The 16190-nt window shown below is 69.4% G+C and carries 7 protein-coding genes; 2 read left to right on the top strand and 5 right to left on the bottom strand.

Features of this window, described 5'->3' with window-relative positions:
• Positions 1-54 precede the first annotated feature (54 nt).
• Entirely contained in the window at positions 55-8583 is an 8529-nt protein-coding gene (locus NXI30_15135; GenBank protein ID MCR9095554.1) for a hypothetical protein, read from the bottom strand.
• A gap of 76 nt (positions 8584-8659) precedes the next feature.
• Positions 8660-10714 (bottom strand): hypothetical protein, encoded by a 2055-nt coding sequence (locus NXI30_15130; protein ID MCR9095553.1) that lies wholly within the window; start codon positions 10712-10714, stop codon positions 8660-8662.
• Between the two features lie 436 nt (positions 10715-11150).
• Between NXI30_15130 and NXI30_15125 the strand changes: the two genes are divergently transcribed.
• Positions 11151-11813, top strand: coding sequence for a TetR/AcrR family transcriptional regulator (locus NXI30_15125; protein MCR9095552.1), 663 nt, complete (start codon positions 11151-11153; stop codon positions 11811-11813).
• Between the two features lie 112 nt (positions 11814-11925).
• A complete protein-coding gene (locus NXI30_15120; GenBank protein ID MCR9095551.1) occupies positions 11926-12978 on the top strand; it encodes a diiron oxygenase in 1053 nt (350 codons plus the stop codon).
• 49 nt (positions 12979-13027) lie between these two features.
• Here the strand turns inward: NXI30_15120 and NXI30_15115 are convergent, their stop codons facing one another.
• The 3 genes from NXI30_15115 to efp form a co-directional block, all read right to left on the bottom strand.
• Entirely contained in the window at positions 13028-13999 is a 972-nt protein-coding gene (locus NXI30_15115; protein MCR9095550.1) for a WYL domain-containing protein, read from the bottom strand.
• Positions 14000-14068: 69 nt separating this feature from the next.
• Complete coding sequence (locus NXI30_15110; protein MCR9095549.1) at positions 14069-15343, bottom strand: patatin-like phospholipase family protein; 1275 nt, start codon at positions 15341-15343, stop codon at positions 14069-14071.
• An 18-nt stretch (positions 15344-15361) separates the two neighbouring features.
• Positions 15362-15931, bottom strand: a complete 570-nt coding sequence (efp, locus tag NXI30_15105; protein MCR9095548.1) for an elongation factor P — start codon at positions 15929-15931, stop codon at positions 15362-15364.
• Positions 15932-16190: the final 259 nt, after the last annotated feature.

Genomic DNA, 16190 nt, shown 5'->3' with positions numbered 1-16190 from the left:
CGATCCGGTTGGGGCCGAGCGTCCCACGATCGGACGGCCCGATTCCGTCGAGGCCTAGCGTCCGAAGATGTCGAGAATGTCCGAGCCGCGGACGTAGCGCGACGGGTGGATCGCCTCGGACAGCTCGTCGAGGGTGATGCCCTCGGGCTGGATGGCCTCGAGCCATTCCCGCTGGATCACCCGGAACTCGCCCCGGGAGAGGCCGAGTCGGCGGTGGTAGCGGAAGAGGGCGTCGAGCTGATCGAGGGTCCCGTAGGCCTCGAGCAGCGTGCTCGGCCGGTTCTTCACGAAGCGGCGCAGCTCGAAGCCGACGATCCGTCGCGAGCGGGTCTGTGCCCGGTATCGGTCGAGCGCGTCCTGCAGGACCGCCTTGACCTCCGGGGCCCGCTCGCCTTCGCTCCCGAAGAGCGATTCGTAGAGCGCGATCGCCGCCTCGGCGTCCGTCGGGTTCAGTCGGCTGTCGGTGACCGGGACGTTGCCGTCCTTCGGGTACTGACCGGTGTCGTCGAGGATGGCACCCCCCTCGAGGCGAGCGACCAGGGTCTCGACCGGGGTCTCCCGCGCATCGACGCCGAGCTCGGCCATCCGCTCCGGATTCTGGAGCGGAGGGAGGTCGCGCCGCTTCCGGTCGGCTCGAGCCCGATCGTGAGGCGGAATCGCGCCCGTCAGCTCGGAGCGCGAGGCGCCGAGGGGAATCGGCGCGGCGACCTGGTCGAGCAGGCTCGACCCCCGTGTGAAGCGGAAATCGGAGGCGTCGAGACCCGTGCCGTCGGCCGAGATCGCCGCGGCGGGGAAGCGCGAGAGGAAGGCGGGCAGCGCGGGGTCGAAGGGATCCGGCAGGCCGAAGCCGATCTGCTTTCCGCGACCGATCGCGCTCGGCGTGACGCCGCCGAAGTCCAGGGCGTTCGCGACGATGACCGGGCCGCCGTCCTGGGTCGACGCGCCGTTCGGGAGGAAGGTCACCCCGGCGTTGCGCCGGACGAGGCCGATCTCGTTGGCGACGACGGTGATGCCGTTCGCGCCGCCCGCGGCGACGTCCCCGAGCGTGACCGCCTGACCCGCGTGGTCGATCCGGAGGTCCCCCGCGACGGCGAGGCGTTCGCCGGAGGCCATCACGAAGGACCCGCCACCCGTGCTGCGGAACGTGAGGTTGCCGGCGCCCTGGCCGATCGTCGCGAGCGGGGACGTGTCCTCGCGGCCGACGCCGTCTTCCCGGAAGCCGGTCAGGACGCTCTCGATGGCGTCGAGACCGACGGCGCCGGCAATCGCGCTCCGGAAGTCCTCCGCCGGATCGGCGTCGGCCTCGGTCGGGTCGCCCGGTTCGCTCAGAGCGAGGCTCGCGAAGACGGTGTCGCCCTCGACGAAGACGAAGCGGTCTTCGTCGATCGGCGTCTCGGCGATCGTGTCGCGATCGCCGGGGAGCTCGAAGTCGGGATCGCCCATTCCCTCGTCCAGGATGTCTTGCTGGTCGTCGATCCCGTTTCCGTTGTCGTCGTCGATGCGCCGACCGAACTGCACCCGGCCGTCGGCGTCGTCGGCGTCGTCGAAGAGGACATGGAGGAACGCGAGTCGCTCGGCGGGCGTGCTGCCGTTGGTGGGCGTGCCGGTGTCGTTGTCGAAGCCGAGATCCCCTTCGAAGAAGACCTGGCCGCGGGTCTGGACGACGAGGCCGGCCCCGATCGGGGCACCCCCGTCACGGAAGACGTCGCCGCCGAAGGTCAGATCCCGGCCGACGACGTCGAGGGTGCCGGCGAGACGCACGTCGGTGTCCCAGAGCTGGTCGCCCGTCGTCTCGACCGTGAAGTCGATCGAGTCGGAGGTCGGGGGGGCGCCGTTCGGGGCCGCGAGGGTCGGGGCGAAGTCGGGGACCGTGACCTCGTCGAAGCCGGCGATCTGGAAGGAGGCGAGCTCGATCGCGGCGTTGTTGGCGTTTTCGACGTCGGTGAGCGACTCGAAGGCGTAGTTCGAGATGCCGGGGCGGAAGTCCGTGAGCGCGAGGTCGAGCACGCCGCCCGGCCCGGTGGTCTCCAGCACGAGGTTCGATCCGATCACGCCGTTGCGGAGGTCGTCGGTGAAGACGAGGTCGTCGTCCGTCTGGAGTCGGATCTCGACGAAGCGGAGATCCACGCGGCGGTCGGTCTCGAGCTCCGACGAGCCGAAGGCGAAGCCGCGGCGGAAGTAGCGATCGAGGCGCGGCAGCGTCGTCGTCGAGAAGTCGTTGTCCTGGATGAGGGTGAAACGCGAGCGTTCGAGCACGTCGGGGTCGCTCGCGACACGGCCGAGTTCGTCCACGTCGTCGAAGTCGCTGCGAAGCGCGCGGCTGACGATCCGCAGGTTCGGGTCGTCGAGCTGGAGCTGCACGCCCGCGCCGGTCGCATCGATCGTGATGTCGTTCGAGCGGAGCTCGACGGTGCCCCCGAAGCCGGCGGCGGTCGAGAAGGGAGCGGGAGCGGTTCCCGCGCCCAGGACGATGCGCAGGCTCGCGTCTTCCTCGTCGGAGCCGAGCGAGAGGGTTTCGGCGGAATTCGCGAGGACGTCGAGCGCGACCAGACCGCCGGCGTCCGCGACCGTGGTCTCCGCCTGGACCGAGGCGAGCTCGACGCGGCCGAAGCGGCCGGTGCCCGCGTTCAGCGCGGCGACGATCGGCTCGGTGTCGAGGTCCGCCGTCGACGAAACGGTCAGAGAGGTGTCGCCGTCGCCTTCACCGTCGCCTGCGCGGACGGAGATGGACTCGAGCCCGCTGAAGTCGATCTCGGCCCGGAAGTCGTCGGCGGGGGTCTCGTCGACCAGCGGATCCCGTTCGCCGTCCCCATCGAAGTCCCGGTTCGTGACACGGAAGGGCGGGCCGTCTCGCAGATTGCCGGCGCGAAGGGCGATCCGTCGGGCGGTCAGCTCCGAGGCGGCCGCTCCCGAGGTCTCGAAGATCAGATCACCCATCGGGTTCTCGTCGTTGATCTCGTCGAAGGGCTGTTGTTCGAGGAAGCCGGCCTCGAGCACGATGGACTCGGCATCGATGTCCGTATCGGGCCGGAGGACGATGCTCCCCTCGGTGAAGATCGAGACGCTGCCGAACTCGTACGCGCCTGTTTCGAGGAAGACTTCGTCTTCGATCGGGGTGAACTCGTTGCCGATGAAGAGGTTGCTCCCCGTGACGTTGTTGGCGCCGAAGGTGATCGCGGCGAACGTCGGGTCCAGCGGGTCGTCGTCGTCGCTGTCGAAGCTCGTGAAGAGGAAGAGGTCGGTCGGGTCGTCGTCGCCGAAGGCATCGTCGGTCGGTCCACGGCCGAGGTGACCGCCGACGTTGAAGCTCTCGAAGAGCTCGTCGCCGGTGATCTGACCGTCCACGTCGACGAGGATGCTCTCGGGGCCGCGTCCGATCGCGAGGTCGAAGACGTCGGGGTCGGCTTCCGTGGCAGCGAGGTCGCTCAGGTTCCGGGTCGTCGCGTCGGCGTCCGCCTGGAAGGCTTCGATCAGCAGGCGTTCGTCGTCGAAGGTGTCGTCGCCGCCGGCGGGGATCGCACCGGTCGTATCGCCGGCTCGCTCGCCCGCGAGGAGTCGTCCGAAGCCCGCGTCCTCGTTCCCGGTGGCGATCAGGTCGAGATCGTTCGCGCGCAGGCGGAGGCGAAGATTCGCGAGGGCGCCGGTATCCGACGTGAGCACCAGGTCGCTGTCCGAGAGGGTCGCGCGGAGCGTGATCACCTCCGCTTCGAGGACGAGCCGCCCGGCACCCGAATCCAGATCGAGGGGCAGGTCGGTGAAGTCGGGGTTGCGCCAGTCGATCGCGCCGGCGTCGTTGCGGATCACGAGGATCGACGGCAGGACCGGCGCGCCGCCTGATTCGACGAACTGGTCGCGGTCCGGGAGGTCGCTTTCCGAGAAGGTCTGGTCTTCCTGGAACACGAAGCTTCGACCCGAACCGGCGGCCGGATCGTCCGTCAGGTCGAAGGTCGCGCCGCTGACCGAGACCCGGGAGCCCGTACTGCCGCTGGAGCCGTCGCCGGAGACCAGTCGGATGTGCGGGGCCCGGACGACGACGCCGCTCTGGAAGGTCAGGCTTCCGACGCCCTGGGAGCCGGCGCGAAGGGTGAGCTCTTTGCCGTCGGCGTCGGTTCCCGCCGGCGCGAAGGCGTCGGCGAGCTCCGTCGTGTACAGGAAGCGGGTGGCGCCGCCGAGGGTCACGTGGCGCCCGTCGAAGACGAATCCCGCCGGCAGCTGGATCGCGTCGCCGCTCCCGGTCTCGCGGCCGATCAGCGTGATGTCGACGTCCCGGAACTGCGAGGCATCGAAACCGCCGGTCGACAGGTCGATTGCGCCGAAATCGGACTGGAGCGCATAGTCGACGCGCTCGTCGTCGAGTCCGAAGCCGTTGCCGATCGTGATTCCGAACTGGTCGATCGTGGGGAGATGGGTCGCCGCATCGATCGCCGCGTCTTGTCGGAACGAGAAGGACTTCTCGGTCCCGTCGGCGACGAACGCACCGCCGGCCCCGTCGCGGAGCTCGATCGGCGTCGCGGCCGTCGCCGCGAGGCCGACGATGGCCGAGCGGCCCTCGGCCTCGCTTCCCTCGGTCTCGCCGCCGGCCCCCGCTCGGAGTGCGATCGAGTTCGCCTGCAGCCGGATCGGCGCGCCGGTCGAATCGAATTCGAGATCGCCGAAGCCGGTCGCCCCCGCGTGGAGCGACAGGACGTCCGTCGCCGCGAGGGTCAGCCCGGCCTGGACCTCGAGGGTCCCGCCGAGCTGGCCGACGTCGAAGCCGGATTGCTCGATGCCCGTCTGGCGTCCCGCCGTGAAGGAGAGTTCGTCGGCGTCCAGGATCGCGCCGGTCACGCTCGTGTCGATCGTGAAGCTGCGCGGGGACGTGACCGCGAGGCTGGCCACGTCGAAGGGGTTCACGATCGACGAGAAGTCGACCGCCGGGGCCGGGAGCTGGGAGTCGAGCAGGAGCCCGCCGTTCAGCGTGACCCAGCTGGCGCCGGCGTCCGCGCCGGGCGTTCGCCCCGCGTCGTCGTTCAGGCCGGCGGCATCCTCGATCGTGAGCGTTCCGGACTCGCTCGTCAGCGTGATCCGCTGGCCGTCGGCGCCGATCTGCGCCGTGTCGAAGACGCCTCCGGCGCCCGCGCCACCGGACCGACCGCCGAAGAAGATCTCGTTGTCCCCGGTCGCGGCCGCGCTCGTCACCGCGAACGCTTCCGCCTGCGTGATCGTGACCGCTTCGGGACGGAGCGCGCCGGAGAAGTCGCGTAGCTGCAAGCCTTCGTAGTTCGCGCCGGCCTCTCGAGCGAGCTCCGTCTCGCGGTCGTCGACCGGGTCGGCGAGATCCGAGGTGACCGCCAGGACCGGCGCGGTCTCGATCGAGACCGAGTCCGCCTGGATGCGGACACCCCCGGCCGCGTTCGCGCCGCCGGATCCGTCGAAGACGAGGCGGACGTCCGGGTCGAAGCCAGTGGGGGGCATGGTCCCCTGTTCTTCCAGGGTCAGCGCAGTCGGGTCGATCGCGACGTTCAGATCGAAGGTCTCGGCGGCCAGCAGCGTGTTTCGGGCGAAGGACGCCTGCCGCTCCGCGTCGATCTGGAGCGTGCCCGAAGTGACGAAGGCGTCGTCCCCGTCGTTGACGTCGTCCTGCGCGCCGACGATCGCGAAGGGGAGCGACTGGAGGCTCTCGCCACTCGCGAGGATCTGGACTGCGGCGGCGCCCGCGTTCGTGCTGGTGACGACGTCTCGTGCGCGCAGCGTGATGCCGGCGGCGGCGAGCGTGGTCGGCGTGCTTCCGCCGATCGTGATCTCTCCGTTCCCGTAGAGATCGTCGTCGGTGTCGATTCCGCTGCGGTCTCCGGCGAAGACCGCGAGGAGGCCGTTCTCACCGTCGTCGCCGCCGGTCGTGTCGAACGTGCCTTCCAGGCTGACGCTTCGCGTGGTCGCGCTGCCGATCGTGAGCAGTCCGCCTTCGGTCCGGACGTCGTTCGCGCCGCTCATCGCGATGACGCCGCCCTGGGCGTCCGGCGACATGTCGTCGACGACGTCGACCGAACGGAGTTGGCGGTCCTCCGGGTCGAGGCGGTTCGCGACGATCGAGATGGGACCGCCGTCCGAGTCGACCGCGGGATTCGTGAAGCGGGCGTCGAGGGTCGCGCCATCGAAGCGCGCGTTGCCGACGCTCGTCGTTCCACTCACGCCGGCGCGCAGGGACATCGCGCCGCCGCCGGATCGGAGCGTGCCCGAGACGTCGAGCTCGCCGGCCTCGATGAAGATCTCGGTCGGGCTGAGTCGGCGGCGGACGTTCACGCTCGCGGCCTCGAGGGTGATGGCTCCCCCTTCGAGGGCGTCGTCGTCCGGGCGTGCGGTGTCGATCGTTCCGTCGATGTCGATGCCCGTCGAGATTCCGGCCGTCGTGGGATCGAATTCCGAGCGGGAGGACGCCTCGAACTCGCCGACGTTGCCGAACCGATCGATCGATCCGGACTGCAGGAACACGGAGCCCCCGTCGGTCTCGAGGGTGAATCCGGCGTCCTGGCGCACGCTGATGCCGCGGGCGACGAAGCCGCCGCCGCCGGTCCGCATGTCGGCGCGGATGTTCACGTCGCCGTTGACCTGGTCCCGGTCGAAGTCTTCGTTCGGGTCGCGCTGGGCCTGGTCGTTTGCATTGAACACCAGGCCGAGGGACATGTTAGGCGTGACGGTGGTGTCGCCGTCTCCGACGAGGATGTTCGCGTCGATGTTGATGTCGCCGGCGGCGAGAAGGGTCAGCGTGGCGCGGGTTCCCGGCGCGGCGGCACCATCGGGGATCAGGATGTCGGCTTCGACGTCGATGTTGCCGGCGCCGTCGGCGATCTCGTCCCTGCTCTCGACCCGCGGATCGAAGGCTTCGGTCGAGAGCGTGACGTCGGTGCCGACCGAGAGCGCGCGGACGATCAGCGCGACGTCGACCGTGTTGGGGTCCGTGCCGCCCACTTCGAAGTCGATGGCCCGCAGCACGTCATCGAAGCCCGCGCTGTCGAAATTCGGGTCGAGGATCGCTTCGACGGCCCGGTTCAGACAAGCCGGTTGGCCGAAGCCGCAGTCGAGATCATTGTCTTCGTCGACGAGCCGGATCGAGAAGGGGTCGATCAGCCAGTGCCCGCCTTCGCCCTCCGGTGCGGAGAGGTCCGGGGTCGTTTCGAGGGAGAGCCGCTCGAGGCCCGAGGTCTCGACGAAGCCGCCGTCGCCGCCCTCGGCCCCGCCGCGCGCCGAGACCGCGCCGGCGATGTGGGTCAGGGACTCGGCGAAGAGGATGACCCGCCCGCCGTCGCCATTCGTGATCGCGTCGGCGCGGACCTCGGCGCCCTCGGCGACGACGAGGCCCCGGGCGCGCTGCAGCTCGCCCTTGCCCAGCTCGTCGCCACCCACGCGGATCGAGCCGCCGCCCGCGCCACCGGACGCGTCGAGGGTCGCGCCCTCGGCGATGATCGTTCCGTCGTCGGCCCGGACGTCTCCCGCCAGCACGATCGTCTCGCCGGTCACGTCGATCGTGCCGCCGAGGCCATCGTCCGACCGGTCGCTCGCGTCGAGCACGCCCGCGATCTCGACCCGGCCGTTCTCGCCCCCGGCGATCTCGATGGTGCCGGCACGGATCGACGGCGTGTCGCCGCCGGCCTCGGCGATCTGTCGGATGCCCCAGCCGAGGGGATCCGCGGCGGCCAGACGCACGCGCCCGCGACCGGCGTCGATCGTGCCGCGGTTCTCCACGGCGTACTCGGGGGCCTCGACGTGGTTGTCGGGTCCGTTCGCGCGGGGGATCTCGACCACGACCGGATTGTCGAACTCGACGAGCCGGACGGCCTCGCCGCCGAGCATCATGAGCGTGCCGTCTTCGATCTCGATGTGCCCGGTGTTCACGACGCGCCGGCCGATCAGCGCCGCCGTCTCCGCGGTCAGCTCCCCGAGGTTCTGGACGCCGCCGTTGCCCGTGAGGGCGATCAGGTCCATCGGGTTGGTCAAGCCCTCCGTGATCGTGTCGGCGTCGAGGAAGTGGATCGAGTCGGCACCGACCGCGAGGAGGCGTCCGCCCGGCGTGAAGATCTCGCCGGCCAGCAGGACGTCGGTGCCGTAGAGGAGCACGTTCTCTTCGGCCGCGATCACGCTGCCCGGCGCTGCGACGACGCGCCCGGTCAGCTCGAGATCCCGCCCGCCGATCGAATCGATGTCCGTCAGGTCGGCTCCGACGGCCACGAGGTTGCCGACGTCGATGATGGCGGTCGTGCCGATGTAGATGCCGTTGGGGGCGGCGAAGATGATCGTGTCGTCGGCGCCGGAGCGGACCTGGCCGTGGATCATCGCGATCTGATCGCCGCCGATCAGGTTCAGGTGCTGCGCGCCCTCGGCGGTCAGCGAGAAGATCAGCGTGTTGTCGACGGGCTGGTCGAAGCCGCCCCGCCAGTCCGTCACGCCCTCCTGCTCGGCCGAGTGGATGACCGTGAGCCCTCGCTGGGAGTTGTCGATCTCGCCCGGCGTGAGCATCACCGCCTGGTCCGCGGACTGGAACTCCTCACCGGCGAAGCCGGTCGCGGGCGTGAGCGACACGATCGCCGCGACGAGCAGCCGCGCCACGGCGCGCTCGAACGCGGATCGCTTGCCTCGCGTGCGCGCGCGGGCGTCCCGGGGGCGGCCTTCGCGCCGCCCAGCGTCAGTAGACGATGCTGAACAACGCATGGATCTCGCTGTCTCCGCTGTTGACGACTTCGCGTCCGTTGCCGCCCACGCCGAGCTCGTCTTCGAGTGCGACGGCCCAGTCGACGCGCGCGCGCACGTTCGAGAGGATCTGGAGCTCGGCACCGATGCCCGCGCTCATCAGGGTCTGGTCCCGCTCGCCGGGTTGGAGGCTCGACTCGTTCCGCTCGGTCCGACCGACGTCGAAGAAAGCGCGAAAGACGAAGTCCCAGTCCGGGCGACCGTAGACCTGCTGGGGCGAGGCGCGGAAGTCGCCGAGCAGCGGCATCGTGAGCGGCTTCCGGCGGATCGGCAGCGCCCGCGGAACGTGGAAGCGGTACTCGACCGATCCGACGTAGAGATCGTCGCCGACCGCCACCGACTGAGGGTAGCCGCGCACGCTGTACAGACCGCCGAGGGTGGCGTTCGCCTGCGGGATCACCCGTGCGTCGTCGAAGGTGTACTGGGAGCGGAAGCTGAGAGCCAGCTCGTGGGCGAGGGTGGAGCTCGTGTGCGTCGCCGGGTCGCGCCAGGCATCGGGGTTCACGATCGGTTCGAGGTAGCCGGACCAGTTCACGCTGAATCCGAGCTGGGCATAGCGGTCGACGACGTCCGTTCGGCCCAGGGCGGTCCGGTTCGATGGGTCGATCTCGTTCGTCTGGCCCGAGATGTCGAGGTCGGCGGAGAACGCGGAGAGCTCGTTGATCCGCTCCGCGTGGACACCGACCCGGGGAACGACGAGAAGCGCCTGTCCGCGGGTCGGGGAGGCGGGGCTCTTGTTGTCGACGTCGAGGTCCTGCAGTCGGAGTCCGCCCCAGACGTCGACGAAGAAGTTCCGGTGCTGGTACACCTCGTAGACGAAGCGCCCGCCGTAGAGAAAGCTCTCGCTGCGCACGATGTCGTTGGCCAGATTGAGGAAGGTGGCGGCGGAACCGACTTCCGACAGGCTCCAGCTGAACTCCGCCTCCCAACGCAGCCGATCGACGCCCCACCACGGGATGTCGTCGCGCGGGATCCACTCGAGCCACTCGGGGTCACCGCGCCGGTGGTTCATCCAGTCCGGGCGATCCGAACCGAAGAAGGGAGCCTGGTAGCGCGCGGCGACGGCGTTCACGTCGTCGAGGCCCGTGTTCAGGTACTCGAACGAGAGGACGTCGTCGCGATCCGTGAGCTGACGATGGCTGAAGCCGTACCGCTGCTGCCAGAGGTTCGTTCGGCTGGTTCCCGTATTGCTGCCCTGGCCGTAGACGAACCAGGGCTTCGTCTCGAGGATGCGGTAGTCGAGGATGACCTCGCCGGGCTCTTCGCCGGGGGACAGCGCCGCTTCGACCCGTCGGCCCGAGTGGCGGTTCAAGCGATGGAGATAGTCCTCGAGGGCGTGTCGATCGAGCAGGTCCGTCGCGGCTTCGTCCCCGACGCTGGCCGGCTGGAGCGGGGAGGCGAGGCGGATCCGTTCGTGGATTTCGTTGTCGATCTTCCAGTCGCTCTTCACGCGGTCGCCGGCGGCGATGGTGCGGACCTGCCCGACGCGTCCGATCCGGATCTCGAGGCCGAGGGCGGTTCGTCCTCCGGTTCGCAGGTCGCGCGCTTCGACGAGGTCGAAGTCGCGGGCGGCCGGGCGGACGTCGACGCCGTAGTAGCCGGCGGCGTGGAGCCGTTTCACGACGGCGGTCAGGACGGCGACGAGGCCTTCCGCGTCGAGGTCGATCGGTTCGGTCCCGCTCGCGCGGAAGACGTGGGGGATCGTCGGCGCGTCGGGACGCGCGGCCGTGAACCCGTTGGCGGTCTCGCGCAGGGCGACCTCGATCGGGAGCAGACCCTCGATCGCGGGGTGGTCCGTGTGGGCGGTCGGATACACGAGCTCGAGATCGCCGACCGGGAAGACCGGCCGCCCATCGGCCTCGTCGAGGAGCACCTGGGCGGGGGCGCCCGAGGCGCCGACCAGCGCCGCGAGCCCCACGGCGAGCAGGACTCCGACACGCAGGGGGGTCGGTCGACTCGGGGCGGTGGCGCGTCGCGGAAGGGGCGGCAAGGTTTTCTCGGGTCGCTCTGGGATCGCTGGGAAGCGGGTTCGGGCCGGAGTCGGCCAATGTGAAGGGGCGGGCGCGCCGCTCCGGACATTCGAGCGGGCATGCGGACGCGAACGGTCTGTGGAGGCCAGCGGCGCGCCCCTCGATCGCGGCCCGCGCCTCGATGGAGACGCGCCCCTCGATTCGGCGCGGCGCGGTCAGGCTGGAACGGCCGCGGCCGGGGCGGCGGACGATAGCGAGATCCGCCTCGCAACTCCCCCGGTTCGCAGCGAATTCCGCTTCAGAATTACGGCTTTGTTGCGGTCGATGCTCCCCCGATTTCCTTGGAGGAGCGGGGCCTCGGAATGGTTCCGTCCGTCCCGGAATCGACTCGAGGTCACGATCCGCGATCGGCTTTCCAGTTGACCGACCGACCGGTCGGTCGATAGTCTCTCCACCATGATCCCGAGCGACGAATCCCCCCACCCCCGGCCCCCGGACAGCCGCGACAAGATCCTCGAGACCGCCGAGGGCCTGTTCGCGATCGGCGGCTACGCCGGCGTGGGCATGCGAGAGCTCGCGACGACGGTGGGGCTCTCGAAATCGGCGCTCTTCCACCACTTCCCGAACAAGCAGGAGCTCTACAGCGCCGTCCTCGACCGCTCGCTGATACGGATCGAGGGGGCGCTGCTGTCCGTCGCGACGGACGGATCGCCGGTGGAGCAGCTCGAGGCCTGGATCGATGCCGTCGTCTGCACGCTCTCGGAGGACGTGCCGGCGGGCCGTCTGATGATGCGGGCGCTGGTCGACGAGGAGCCCTTCCCGGCGATCGTGCTCCAGGCCGCCGAGGGGCTCGATCGCGACCTCGAGGACTTCGAGCTGCGGCTCGCCGGAATCCTCGAGCGCTTCGCGGCGCTGTTGGAGGCGGGGATCGCCTCCGGTGCCTTTCGGCCGGTCTCGATCCCCGACACGCTGCTGACGGTGATCGGGGCGATCACCTTCCACTTCTCCTCGGGCGAGCTCGGCGAAGCGCTGCTCGGGGAGTCCGTCTTCTCCGGCCCGGCGGTCGAACGCCGTCGCCGCGAGGTCGCCCAGTTCATCCGGCGCGGGCTCGTGGCCTGACGTCGGACCCCAGCGTCTTCTTACGCCCCTCTCGGCTCCCATGCCCGCTGAGGGCTCTTCTGCCCGCTGAGGGCTCCCATGCCCGCTGAGGGCTCCCCAACAGAGGAAACCCATGGACAAGATTCTCAGTGAACAGCGAAAGAAGATCGGTGGCTTCGAGGTCATCGACTTCGAGGACGAGGCCGTCGTCCAGGGCGTGCGCAGTCGCGTCGACGTCGACGTGCCGGTCGAGCTCCACTGGACCTGGTCCTACGAGAGCGAGATCGACGAGCTGCGCCGTCTCTACGAGAAGGGCAAGGCGGGCCAGTGGAACGCCCAGACCGACCTCGACTGGGACACGCCGATCGATCGCGACGAATGGATGATGAACCCCGATTTCTCGCTGATGGCGAATTGCGTGAAGATGAGCGGCGGCAGCGAGGCGGCCCAGAAGGAAGCGACCCACGACGAGGTCGCGTACACGCTCTCGCAGCTGCTCCACGGCGAGCAGGCGGCGCTCCAGCTCTGCGGCCAGCTGACGAACGTCTGCAGCGAGATCGACCAGAAGTTCTACGCCGCGAGCCAGGTGATCGACGAAGCGCGCCACGTGGAAGTCCTCGCGAAGTTCCTGCACGAGAAGGTCGGCGAGATCCATCCGATCGGCGCCGATCTCAAGACGCTGCTCGACATCCTGCTCCAGGCGGAGGGCATGCAGAAGAAGGTGCTCGGCATGCAGACCCTCTTCGAAGGCATGGCCGTCGGGATCATGGACACGATCCGCAAGGAGAGCCGGAACGAGCTGCTGTCGACGATGATCCACCGGGTCGAGCAGGACGAATCGCGACACGCGGCCTTCGGCGTCCTCAACATGCGTCGGATCGTCACGGAAGCGTCGAAGGACGAGATGGACGAAATGGAGGACTGGGCCTTCAACATCCTCGAGACGCTGAACGCGAACCAGCAGCTCGAGATGCTCCGGACCTTCGCGGACAAGTACGGCTACGACCCGGAAGGCGTCGTCGCGGTCGCGACTCAGCTGCCGAATTTCGCGGAGCTGAACAGCCCGATCTACATGCACACGGTCGTGCCGAACCTGCGCAACCTCGGCTTGATCACCGGGCGGACCGAGGACCACTGGAAGCGCGTCGGCATGATCTACGATGCGTCCGCGGCGACGGCCGCATAGGCGCGGCCCGGCTCTCTCTCCGGGCGCTCGTTCGCCCCGGCCTGGCCGGTCACGAATAGCGGGCGAGCGCCGCTTCGAGGGAGGCGCGCACCTCGCTGCGCAGCGACTCGGGCTCGACGACTTCGGCGCCGCCGCCGAAGGAGAGCACCCAGTTGGCGAGCTCCTGGCTTCCCCCGACCTCCATCGTGAGCTCGAGGCCCCCGTCTGCGAGCGCTTCCGTCTTCTGACTCGCGTGCCATTCGCGCTCGCTCACGTAGGACGCCCATTGCGCCGTGAACCGGATGCGGATCGGGACGGCGGGCTCCGCGACGACGCCGAAGCTGGAAGCCGTGTAGGCATCGAAGTCGAACTCCGGATCGACCTCGAAGGCGTCGCTCGTCGCGGAGATCGCGAGGATCCGGTCGACGGCGAAGGTCCGGATCTCCTCGCTCCGGTGGTCGTGTCCGATCACGTAGAGCGCACCGCCGTGGTACCAGACCTTGTAGGGATCGATCCGTCGGGTCGACTCCTCGCCCGTGCGACCGGTCCGGTAGGTCATCTCGAGGGTCCGGTTCTCGAGCACGCCCTCGTTCAGGACCCGGATCGTGTCGTGGAAGGCGGCGTAGCGCTTGTGTGGCCCGGGCAGGACGCGAAATCCGTCGCCCAGCCGCTCGAGGTAGCCCGAGAGCTCGGGGCCGAGGCCTGCGCGGACCTTGGCGAGCGCCGCCTGGATCGAGTCGTGGAAGACCGTTCCTTCGAGGGTCTTGAGCAGGTCTTCCGAGAACGCGAGGGCGAGCAGCTCGTCCGGCGTGAAGGGGACCTGGCCCATCTGGAACGTGTCGAGGAAGCGGTAGTAGGCCTTGCCGTCCCGCTTCTCGCTCGTGACCGGGAAGCCCGCGTACATGAGCGCATCGAGGTCGCGGTAGACGGTGCGCCGGACGCAGCCGAGATCCTCGGCGAGCTCGTCGAGGCCGACGCCCGCACGGCTCCGTGCCAGACGCTGGATCAACTGCCACTGTCGTGCGAGCTGGTCCCCCCGCATGGCGAGGACAGTACCGGCTCCCCGGCCAAGCGTCGAAAGCGCCGCGGCTGAGCGTCGAAGGCGCTGCGGCTAAGCGTCGAAAAAGGCGGCGAGCTCGTCTTCCCGGCCTTCCGCGTCCTTGTACCCGACCTCTTCACAGCGTCGCGCGTAGGAGGCGTCGAAGAGCAGATAGGACAGCAGGTCGGCTTCGCGGGCGGTCGTGCCGGCGCCGCTGGCCCGTCGGAGCAGGCCCAGGAAGGGCCCGAAGTCGAGATCCGGATCGTCCCGCACGACCTCTGCCGCCAGCACGCCGAGGTCCTCGGACGGGCGGATCACCAGGTCGTCGATCCGCTTGAGGTCCCGGTCTCCCTCCGTCTGGAGCTTCGCGTTGATTCGCGCCAGGAAGTCGTCGCCGTAGACGTCGCGCCCCGCGTCGAGGATGTCGTTGATGAAGTGCATCCGCGCGACGTCCGCCTCGATCGGGGACAGCATGAGCGCGTTCAGCACCTTGCCGAAGAGGTACATCGGGTTGCCGAACTCGGCCGTCCGCTCCTGGGCGATCGCCTCGTTGACCGAAGGCTCCGTCGGGTGGGTCAGGCCGATCACCATGATGCGATCCGCGCCGAGGCGGACCGCGGGGGCGAGGGGGGTGTTCAGACGCAGCCCGCCGTCCGCGTAGTAGCGCGCCCCGACGCGAACGGAGGGGAAGAGCAGCGGAATCGCCGCGGAGGCGAGGGCGTGGAGCGGGGAGAGTCGGATGCGCTGCATGCGGATGTTCGAGACGGAGGCCCAGGGCGGGAGCTCGGGGCGCGCCGAGTCGCAGAAGACGACGGCGCGGCCGGTCGCGATCTGGGTCGCGGCGATGCAGACGGTGTCGACCCGGCCGGTCCGCAGGTTGCGGCGGATCCCGCGCCAGGGGATCGACTGGAGGACGAGGCGCTCGAGGGGCTCCGTGTCGAGGAGGCCGTAGAGGCGATCCGGGCGTTGGCCCTCGCGCAGCTGCTGGGCGACGCGCTTCACGCCGAGCATCCGCCGCGGGAGGCGGAAGAAGTCCCGGGTCGTGAACTCGAAGATCTCGTGGACCTTCATCCGGTGCCAGATGTCGACCAGGTGCTCGCCCCGCTTCTCCGTCTCGTCCGCGGTCGCGGCGAGGAAGCAGGCGTGGATCGCACCGACGCTCGTTCCGCAGATGATGTCGAAGTCGGGCTGGATGCCGGTCCGCCGCGGGAGCTCGTCGAGGATGAAGCGGAGGACGCCGGCCTCGTAGGCCCCGCGCGCACCGCCGCCGGAGAGCACGATCGCGCGCTTCGGCTTCTCACCGTGCGCGGGCGAGCTGGACGGACCGGGTGCGGTCGCTGTGGCCATCGGGCTCGGGGGAGCGGCCTAGCCGCTCACGCGCTCGGCGTACTCGCCGGTCCGCGTGTCGACGCGAAGGACGTCGCCTTCCTTGATGAAGAGCGGGACGTCGAGGGTGGCGCCGCACTCGAGGGTCGCGGGCTTGACCGCGCCGGAGCTCGTGTCGCCCTTCACGGCGGGATCCGACTGGACGACCTTGGACTCGATGTAGTTGGGGAGATCGACGTTGACCGGGTTGCCCTTCCAGAAGAGCACGTCGACGACCATCTCCTCCATCATGAACTTCTCCTGGTCGCCGATCACGTCCGGCGGGATCGGGATCTGGTCGTAGGTCTCCTGGTCCATGAAGATCATCGACTCGCCGTCGTTGTAGAGGTACTGCATCGACTTCTCGCTGATGTCGGCGACCTCGGCCTTCTCCCCGGAGCGGAAGGTGCGCTCGACGGTCCGACCGTTCAGGAGGTTCTTGATCTTGGTGCGGACGAAGGCGCCGCCCTTGCCCGGCTTCACGTGCTGGAAGTAGGTGATGGTGAAGGGCTGGCCATCGAGCTCGAGCTTGAGGCCGTTCTTGAACTGCGAAGTGTCGGTGGTCGCCATGTCTGTCGGTGGAATCCTGTGCGTCCGTCACGCGGTCGAGCGAGTGCGCATCAAAGACGGGATGTGTCGGGAGAGGGGTCCGGGCCGGTCCGAACGGGCGCCGAGTCTAGCGGAGGGGCGGCCCCAGGCCAGGAAACGGGCCGCTGGGGGGACGATCGGACGGATCCGGTCGAAAATTGAGCGCAGACGGGTGGTCGTTCGTGGGGGGCGCGTGGGGCGTGTCGCGTTCGTGCCGGGCGCGGGGCGCCGTCGAGTCGTG

This window comes from bacterium (assembly GCA_024742285.1).
In the GTDB taxonomy this organism is placed as follows: Bacteria; Myxococcota_A; UBA9160; order UBA9160; family UBA4427; genus UBA4427.
Note: the sequence above shows the minus strand (reverse complement) of the source record. Positions and strands in the feature narration are given on the sequence as shown.